Source organism: Streptomyces sp. SID4985 (assembly GCF_009863025.1).
Classification (GTDB): Bacteria; Actinomycetota; Actinomycetes; order Streptomycetales; family Streptomycetaceae; genus Streptomyces.
In genome coordinates this window covers 1-8,294 of sequence record NZ_WWIR01000372.1, presented here as the reverse complement: position 1 = coordinate 8,294, position 8,294 = coordinate 1, and the positions used below count along the sequence as shown (strand labels likewise).

Here is an 8,294-nt window from a genome sequence, read left to right as displayed (position 1 = left end):
GGGCTCGGCTACACCCGGCAGCTCACGGAAGGCGGCCCGCGGCTGCTCGGCCAGCTGGTGGCGGCGGACGTGCTGGACGAGATGTGCCTGACGCTCGCGCCGATGCTCGCGGCGGGGGACGCGCAGCGCATCGCGGGGGGCCCGTCGGTCGCGGTCCCGCACCGGTTCGAGCTGGTGTCCTTGCTGGAGGAGGACGGATTTCTGTTCGGGCGTTACCGCCGACCCTGAAAACGGCGGCGCTGAAACAGCGGAATCTACCGTTCCGTTTAGCTCCCGGCGGGCACACTTAGTGCGGCACTACCCGTGCGATCACGGGGCAGGATGGTTTCCGCAGGCTCTTTCGGGCCGACGGTGGACAGAGGGTCGGCAGATCCTCGAAGGAGAAGAGGCGCCTGGTGTTCACAAGCGTTCTGATGATCGAGAAGGCTCTGACGTCGGCCGACGTCGAGTTCGTCACCACCCTGCACGGGGACGAGCCGGTCTTCTTCCATGTGCTGCTCCAGCCACGCGGCGATCAGGCGGACCGTTTGCTGCGGGCCATCGACGACATCGCGCTCGGCGAGATCGACGAGGCTGTCCACGAGCGCGAGACGCCCGAGGGCGCGGACGCGCGCGACGTGGGGGAGCAGGCGCTCGACGTCTCCGTACGCGCCCTGCGCGCCGCCGGCAGCCAGGCCGAGGGCCGCCTGGTCGAGAACCATCCCCTCGACGCCCTCAAGTCCCTGGTCGAAGAGGTCCACGCCGACGAGGTCATCGTCCTCACCGACCCCCACTACGTCGAGGAGTTCTTCCACCGCGACTGGGCGTCCCGGGCGCGGCACAAGGTGGGGGTGCCGGTGCTGAAGCTGTTCTCGCACAGCAAGGCGTGAGCGCTCCGCTGGGTTTGGCGGGGTTTGTGGTGGGGGTGCGGATGCCTGCGGCGCGAGGCGGGGTGCGGTGGCCGGTCGCCTCCGGCGCGGGCAGTGAGAGCGCGGCTGTCGGCGGGGGGCGTTTGGCAGGGGTACGTCGCAGGCGCCCCCTGCGGGAGCACGCTGCGGGCGACACCGCCCCCGAGTGACACCGCCCCCGAGTGACGCCGCGGGCGAGAGCCACAGCCGGTGCTGGCCCCGAGGAACGCCGTGGACTGCCACCCTCGCGCATCCCCGCGTCGGAGATGACCGCGCGCCCTGCACTTCCGCCGACGCCGCGCCCTCGTGGAGCAGCCCCGCCCCACACCCCCCGCCCACTGCGGACCCGCCCCGCGCGGAGCGCATAGGCTAGGGGCGCTCTGGCTCATCGTCCTCTGGGAGAACATCGCATGGCACCCGGCCTTCCTATCGCCATGGACCGACCGCACTTCATCGGCATCGGCGGCGCCGGGATGTCGGGGATCGCGAAGATTCTGGCGCAGCGCGGGGCGAAGGTGGCGGGGAGTGACGCCAAGGAGTCCGCGACAGCGGAGGCGCTGCGGACGCTGGGCGCCACCGTGCACATCGGGCACGACGCCGCGCACCTCGCCGACGACGCCAGCTGTGTCGTCGTGTCGTCCGCGATCCGGCAGGACAACCCCGAGCTGGTGCGCGCCGCCGAGCTGGGCATCCCCGTGGTGCACCGCTCCGACGCGCTCGCCGCGCTGATGGGCGGCCTGCGGCCGATCGCCGTCGCCGGTACGCACGGCAAGACCACCACCACCTCCATGCTCGCCGTCTCGCTGACCGAGCTGGGCGCGCAGCCCTCGTACGCCATCGGCGGCGACCTGGACGCCCCCGGCTCCAACGCCCTGCACGGTGAGGGCGAGATCTTCGTGGCCGAGGCGGACGAAAGCGACCGCAGCTTCCACAAGTACGCCCCCGAGGTCGCCATCGTCCTCAACGTCGAGCTGGACCACCACGCCAACTACGCCTCGATGGACGAGATCTACGAGTCCTTCGAGACCTTCGCCGGGAAGATCGTCCCCGGCGGCACGCTGGTGATCTCCGCCGACCACGAGGGCGCCCGCGAGCTGACCCGCCGGGTGACCGGTGTGCAGACGGTGACGTACGGCGAGGCCGACGACGCCGACGTACGGGTCCTGAAGATCGTCCCCGAGGGCCTGAAGAGCCGGGTCACCGTCGTGCTGGACGGCCGCGAGCTGACCTTCGCCGTGTCCGTCCCCGGCCGCCACTACGCGCTCAACGCCGTCGCCGCGCTCGCCGCGGGCGTCGCCCTGGGCCTGCCCGCCGACGAGCTGGCCACCGCCCTCGCCGCGTACACCGGCGTCAAGCGGCGCCTCCAGCTCAAGGGCGAGGAGGCGGGTGTCCAGGTGATCGACTCCTACGCCCACCACCCGACCGAGATGACCGCCGACCTGGAGGCCATGCGCGCCGCCGCCGGGGACGCGCACCGCATCCTCGTCGTCTTCCAGCCGCACCTGTTCTCCCGCACCCAGGAGCTGGGCAAGGAGATGGGCCAGGCCCTCGCGCTCGCCGACGCCTCCGTGGTGCTCGACATCTACCCGGCCCGCGAGGACCCGATCCCCGGCGTCACCAGCGAGCTGATCATCGAGGCCGCGCGCGTCGCGGGCGCCGACGTCACCGCCGTACACGACAAGGCGGAGATCCCCGAGACCGTCGCGGGAATGGCGGAGCGGGGCGATCTCGTTCTCACCATGGGCGCGGGTGACGTCACCGACCTGGGCCCGCTGATCCTGGACCGCCTGTCGCAGAAGTAAGGGGCTGAGTCTCATGTCGTACGACGTCGAGAAGCCGGACGAGCAGTGGCGGGCGGAGCTGAGCCCGGCGGAGTACGCCGTACTGCGCCAGGCGGGCACCGAACCGGCCTTCACCGGTGAGTACACCGACACCAAGACCCAGGGTGTCTACTCCTGCCGTGCCTGCGGCGCGGAGCTGTTCACCTCCGGCACCAAGTTCGCCTCGCACTGCGGGTGGCCGTCCTTCTACGACCCGAAGGACACCGACGCGGTCGAGCTGATCGAGGACCGCTCCCACGGCATGCTCCGCACCGAGGTCCGCTGCTCCCGCTGCGGCTCCCACCTCGGCCATGTCTTCGAGGGCGAGGGCTACCCGACCCCCACAGACCAGCGGTACTGCATCAACAGCGTCTCGCTGCGTCTGGAGCCCACCGAGTCCTGAGGCGCGGTTTCAGCCGTTCCGCTCCGGGGCTGCTCCGTCCGAGCCGTTGAACGTCGGGTTCGAGACGGAGTAGCCCATGATCACGGGGGCGTACATGGTGCCCCCGCTGATGGTGTTGTGGACCGTGTCGCCCCGCGCCTCCTGGTGCAGAAGCGGGGTCAATTCCTCGACGAGGAGCCGTAGTTCACCGGCCGCCTCCGTGTCCTGCCGGAGTAGGCCGCGCAGCCGGAGCCGGACCGTCGCCGCGATGTCGTCGGCGAGCGCATCCCCGTCGGGGGAGCCGGTCGCCGCGACCAGTTCGTCCCGCAGCTCGTCCAGTTCACCACCCACGGTGCTCGCCCGGCCGCCGCGCGAGAAGAGCCGTACGAGCCCCTGCCTCGCCTGTTGCCAGGCGTCGGTGACCATGAGACCGACCACCGTCGTCGCTCCGGACGTGACGAGCGTCGCCAACTCCGTGTCCACGGTTCCCCCTTGCTCCTTCGTCGCCGACCGCCACCGGCGGAGTGGGTCATAGTAGTAGCTTTGGGTTCTGGTGGCAGGGCTTGATGGAGGGGCGAACGGGTGGGCGAGCACAGAGGCGGAGCGTCGTCGGTCACGCACAACTCCGTTGCCGGGAACGCGGTGATCGCCGGACCGCTGGTCATGGCGGGACGGGTGGAGTCGCTGACGCTGCCCGCTGCTCCGCCGGGTGTCACGCCCCGCCAAGTCCCGCAGCCCAGCGCCCTGTTCGTCAATCGCAAGGACGAACTCGGCCGGTTGAAGGCCACCGAGAGCGATCGGCGAGCGGGCCGTACGACATCGAGGATCGTCGTCGTCTCCGGTCTCGGAGGAATGGGCAAGACCCAGTTGGTGGCGCAGTGGGCGGCCGGTGAGCTCGAGCAGTCCTATCCCGGCGGCCACCTCTACGCGGATCTGGAGGAGGGCAGACGGGACGGCGCGGTCGACGTGAGCGGTGTCGTGGCCGGCTTCCTGCGCTCCCTGGGCGTGCACCCCGAGTTCATTCCGGCGGGTCTCGGCGAACGCACCGCGCTCTTCCGCAGCATCACCGCCGGCCGTGACACGCTCGTGGTCGTCGACAACGCCCGGCAGGCGGCCGAGGTCCGGCCCCTCGTGCCGGGCGCCGGTCTGCTCGTGGCCACCAGCCGCAACGCGCTGTCCGCCCTGTCGATGGACGGCGCGGTGCACATCGTCCTCGGTCCGCTCGACGAACGGGCCGGGGTCGAATTCGTACAGAGCTGGCGCGTCACGGACCCGGACGGCGCGGCCGCCGTGCTGGTCCGGCTCTGCGGCGGCCTGCCCCTGGCTCTGCGCGCCGTGGGGGAATGGCTGGCGCGACGCCCCCACCTGGGACTGAACGACGCCGTACGCGCGCTGGGCACCGACGGCTTACCGCGCCTCGAGGACGGGACCACATCGGTGAACGCGGTACTCGACATGGCCTACCAGAGCCTCCCCGACCCCACCCGGCGGCTGTACCGGCTGTTCGGCTGGCTGCCCGGGACGACGGTCACGAGCAGCGTCGTGACAGCGGCCGGGGTGCCGGACGCCGACGCGGCGATGGGTGACCTGCTCACCGCGAACCTGGCGGTCCTCGTCGAGTCGGCCGACCGGCCGCGCCGGCTCCGGCTGCACGACATGGTCCGGGCCCATGCGCGTGAAGTGGTGCGGGAAATCCCGGACGCGGAGCGCGACGCCGCTCTCCGGGCCGTGGCCGACTTCTGCACGGCCGTCGTGGCCCATGCGGACATCCGTGTCCTCGGGCCGGGACGTTTCCGGCTCCAGGCACCGCCCACCCGGACGCTCGAGGAACTCTGCCCCCACGAGGAGCTGTTCACCAATGGCGCGGAGGCGCTGGAATGGCTCGACGCGGAGCGCGGCAACCTGCTGGCCCTGCTGCGGATCGCCTTCGAGGCACAGTGGTACGACACGGTGTGGCAGTTGTGCGAGTCGCTCTGGGCGCTCTACCACAGCCGTAAGCACCACGCGGACTCCATCGAGGCCCACCGGATGGGGATCGAGGCGGCGCAGTGGGCAGGGCGCGCGGACGTCGAGATGCGGATGCGCAACCAATTGGCCCGCGCCTACTACGAACTGGGCCGGTACGACGAGGCCACGCGGGAGCTGGACGCGGCCGGAGAGCTGCTCGACTCGGCCGCCGACGCGCGGTTGAGCGGCATGATCTGGGAGACCCAGGCGCTCGTCGCCCTGGCCGCGAAGCGTCCTGACGACGCCCGGACGCTGTTCACCCGGGCCCTCGAAGCCAACGAGGCCACCGGCGACCGCCACGGCGTCATCGTGCAGACGTACAACGTCGCGCAGGCCCTGCTCGCGGGTGAGCACTGGCAGGAGGCTTTCGAGACGGCGAGTGAGGCCGCGGCCATGGCCGTCGAGAGCGGTGACGACGCGATGCTCCCGCGTCTCGGGATCGTCCAGGCCCGCGCCCTGCACAAGCTGGGCAGGGTCGAGTCCGCGGCCGAGTCGGCGATGCGCGCGGCGGAGCAGGCGGCCGCCCGGAAGCTGTACGCCAAGCTCGACCAGGCCCTGGGTGTCCTGGCCGAGGTCGCCGCGAGCGCCGAGGACGCACGGCTGCGGGCGGCGTGCGAGGCGAAACTGCGTGAACTGCGCCGGGACGCGGGGGTGCCGTCCGGCGACGGCTGAGACGGTCCTGTGACCGACCGTGACCAAGTTTTCCTACCCTGTTCTGCCCAGCACCCCCAGCTCTGACGTTCCGGAGAGACCGTTGCCCCTGTTGCGTCGTCGTCGACCGCCGTGCCCTCGGCCACGTTGGGACACGTGGGCGCCGCCCAAGGCGACGGTGCTGGGGGTGGCGCGGACGCTCACGTCCGCGACGCGCGTACTGGATGTGCTGGGGCTGCTGCGGCCCGAGGACGGGATCGACAAGTTCTGCACGGTCAATCCGGGGTCGGCCTTCGCCGAGGGACTGCCGGAGTATCTGGCGTCGGTGGGGGTGAACGTGCTGACGTGGAAGGAGGCCACGCGGCGCTCCTTCGATCTGGCCGTCGCCTGCGCCGTGCACCCGTCGATGCGCAGGCTCCGCGCACCGCTGATGGTGCTGCCGCACGGGGCCGGTTACAACCGGCTCGTGACCGAGTCGACCGGCGATGGCACCTCCCCGGCGGGGCTCTCGCGCCGGGAGCTGGTTCATCGGGGCCGGGTGGTGCCCGCAGCGATCGGACTGTCGCACCACGACCAGCTCGAGCGGCTGTTCAGGAGCTGTCCCGAGGCCGTGCCCCGGGCGGCGGTGATAGGGGACTGGTGCTTCCAGCGCATTCTGGCCAGCCGGCAGATGCGCGACTGGTACCGGGACCGGCTCGGGGTCGCGGACGGGCGCCGTCTGGTGGTGGTCCACTCCACCTGGAGCGAGCACTCATTGCTCGGACGGCACCCGCAGCTCCCGCTCGACCTCGTCACCTCCCTGCCCTCCGACGAGTTCGCGGTGGCCGCGGTCTTCCATCCCAATGTGTGGGCCCGGCACTCCTCGCTCGCCGTGCTGGAGCGGCTGGGGAAGGCCATGGACGCCGGGCTGATGGTCATACCCCCGCAAGAAGGCTGGCGTGCCGTCGTCGTGGCCGGCGACTGCGTGATCGGCGATCACGGCAGCACCACCTTCTACTCCGCCGCTGCGGACCGGGTGACCCTCCTCGCCGCGACCGGCCTCGACGAACTCGACCCCGCCTCGCCCGCCGCCGCGTTCGGCCGCAGCGCGCCCCGGATCGACCCCGACGGCGATCTGTACGCCCAATTGCTGGCTGCCGAACAGGACCACGACCCCGGGGTGCTGCGCCCCATCGTCGACAGCCAGCTCGCCGATGTCGACAAGTCGGGAGAACTCACCCAACGCCGCCTGTACGCCTTCCTGGAACACCGAGGAGTGCGCCTTCCGGAGGAGTCCCCCGACCCCAGCCCGGTGCCGGGCCCCGAGCCCATCCGCAGACTGCCGCCGACCGCGTACGAGGTGACCGGAACCGTTCACGACGACGGCACTGTCGACCTGCGACGCTGGCCCCTGGTGGCAGGGCATCGCGACCGGGAGCGCGGGTTCTACGCGGTCGCCACCGAGACGTCCCACACGGTGTGGAAGCAGAGCGCCGACGTCGTCGCGCGAGTCCTCGCCGGAGCCACGCCGTCCCCGCCCGAGTGGTGTCTGCGCGAGGCGGAGCGGAACCCCGGCGCCGCGGTCCTGGCCGCCCGCATCGACGAGACGTCCGCCGTCGTACGGCTGCCTGGCGGCACCCTGCTCGAAGCCCGCACGGAACGCCCCTGGGGCGGCCCTCAGCCCGCGCTCGATCCCCTCGTGTTGGGCGCGGCCGTCAACCTGTGGCTGACGGCCGGGAGGACGGGCGACGAACTCGCGGCGCGGGGGCTGGTGGTGCGTACGGGACAGCACCGGGTTCATGTGACGTTCTCGCGCCCTACGGACGACGAGGACAGCTGAAAAATCGTCATGGCATCGGCCGCAAGGTGGGAAGCGTCACACGGAAAGGGGAGTGGTGCGCCCATTTCGGGGTAGCAGGAAGCCGATTCATTGGGATCGTCCGGCCGTGGCACGACCGCGGGTGCGCGCGCCCGCACCCGGGCCGGGCGTCGCTTCGTCCCGCCCCGGTGGTGTGGTGCGTGCCGTCCAGGCTCGGCCGGCACGGTCCCAGGCTCCTGCCGAAACCGAAGGGCGCGCGGCGTTTTGATACGGATAGATTCAGTCAGCAAGCGGTATCCGGACGGGACGGTGGCCGTCGACCGGCTCTCGCTCGACATCCCGGACCGTGCGATCACCGTGCTCGTCGGACCCTCCGGGTGTGGCAAGACCACGACGCTGCGGATGATCAACCGGATGGTGGAGCCCAGCGAGGGCCGCATCCTCCTCGACGGGGAGGACATCAGAGACCGGCCCGTCAACTCGCTCCGGCGGTCGATGGGTTACGTCATCCAGAACGCGGGCCTCTTCCAGCACCGCACCATCATCGACAACATCGCGACCGTTCCCCGCCTGTTGGGGACGAGCAAACGCGTGGCGCGGGAGCAGGCAGCCGAGTTGATGGAGCGGGTCGGGCTCGACACCGCGCTCGCCCGGCGTTACCCGTACCAGCTGTCCGGCGGCCAGCAGCAGCGCGTCGGCGTGGCGCGGGCGCTCGCCGCCGATCCGCCGGTGCTGCTCATGGACGAGCC

At 71.3% G+C, this 8,294-nt stretch carries 8 protein-coding genes; 7 read left to right on the top strand and 1 reads right to left on the bottom strand.

The window, feature by feature from the left end; all coding sequences use genetic code 11:
* The 4 genes from GTW40_RS15660 to msrB form a co-directional block, all read left to right on the top strand.
* The coding region (locus GTW40_RS15660) for a dihydrofolate reductase family protein (RefSeq protein WP_202485943.1) at positions 1 to 228 on the top strand (228 nt) is incomplete at its 5' end.
* 167 nt (positions 229 to 395) lie between these two features.
* Positions 396 to 869: an indole-3-glycerol phosphate synthase gene (locus tag GTW40_RS15655; protein ID WP_161180799.1), complete on the top strand. Its 474-nt coding sequence runs from the start codon at positions 396 to 398 to the stop codon at positions 867 to 869.
* A 428-nt stretch (positions 870 to 1,297) separates the two neighbouring features.
* Complete coding sequence (murC, locus tag GTW40_RS15650) at positions 1,298 to 2,689, top strand: UDP-N-acetylmuramate--L-alanine ligase (protein ID WP_161180798.1); 1,392 nt, start codon at positions 1,298 to 1,300, stop codon at positions 2,687 to 2,689.
* 13 nt (positions 2,690 to 2,702) lie between these two features.
* Positions 2,703 to 3,110 (top strand): peptide-methionine (R)-S-oxide reductase MsrB, encoded by a 408-nt coding sequence (gene msrB, locus GTW40_RS15645; protein ID WP_161180797.1) that lies wholly within the window; start codon positions 2,703 to 2,705, stop codon positions 3,108 to 3,110.
* Between the two features lie 9 nt (positions 3,111 to 3,119).
* On the opposite strand, the gene GTW40_RS15640 is transcribed toward msrB, so the two are convergent.
* Positions 3,120 to 3,572, bottom strand: a complete 453-nt coding sequence (locus GTW40_RS15640; RefSeq protein WP_161180796.1) for a hypothetical protein — start codon at positions 3,570 to 3,572, stop codon at positions 3,120 to 3,122.
* Between the two features lie 99 nt (positions 3,573 to 3,671).
* On the opposite strand from GTW40_RS15640, the gene GTW40_RS15635 reads away from it, so the two are divergent.
* The 3 genes from GTW40_RS15635 to GTW40_RS15625 form a co-directional block, all read left to right on the top strand.
* The gene (locus GTW40_RS15635; RefSeq protein WP_343245710.1) at positions 3,672 to 5,768 is read left to right on the top strand and encodes a tetratricopeptide repeat protein; all 2,097 of its coding nucleotides are present in this window, start codon (positions 3,672 to 3,674) and stop codon (positions 5,766 to 5,768) included.
* Between the two features lie 157 nt (positions 5,769 to 5,925).
* Positions 5,926 to 7,566 carry a hypothetical protein gene (locus GTW40_RS15630; protein WP_161180795.1) on the top strand — a complete coding sequence of 547 codons (1,641 nt, stop codon included), beginning with the start codon at positions 5,926 to 5,928 and terminating at the stop codon, positions 7,564 to 7,566.
* A 243-nt stretch (positions 7,567 to 7,809) separates the two neighbouring features.
* On the top strand, positions 7,810 to 8,294 hold a 485-nt coding region (locus GTW40_RS15625), incomplete at its 3' end, for an ATP-binding cassette domain-containing protein (protein WP_161180794.1).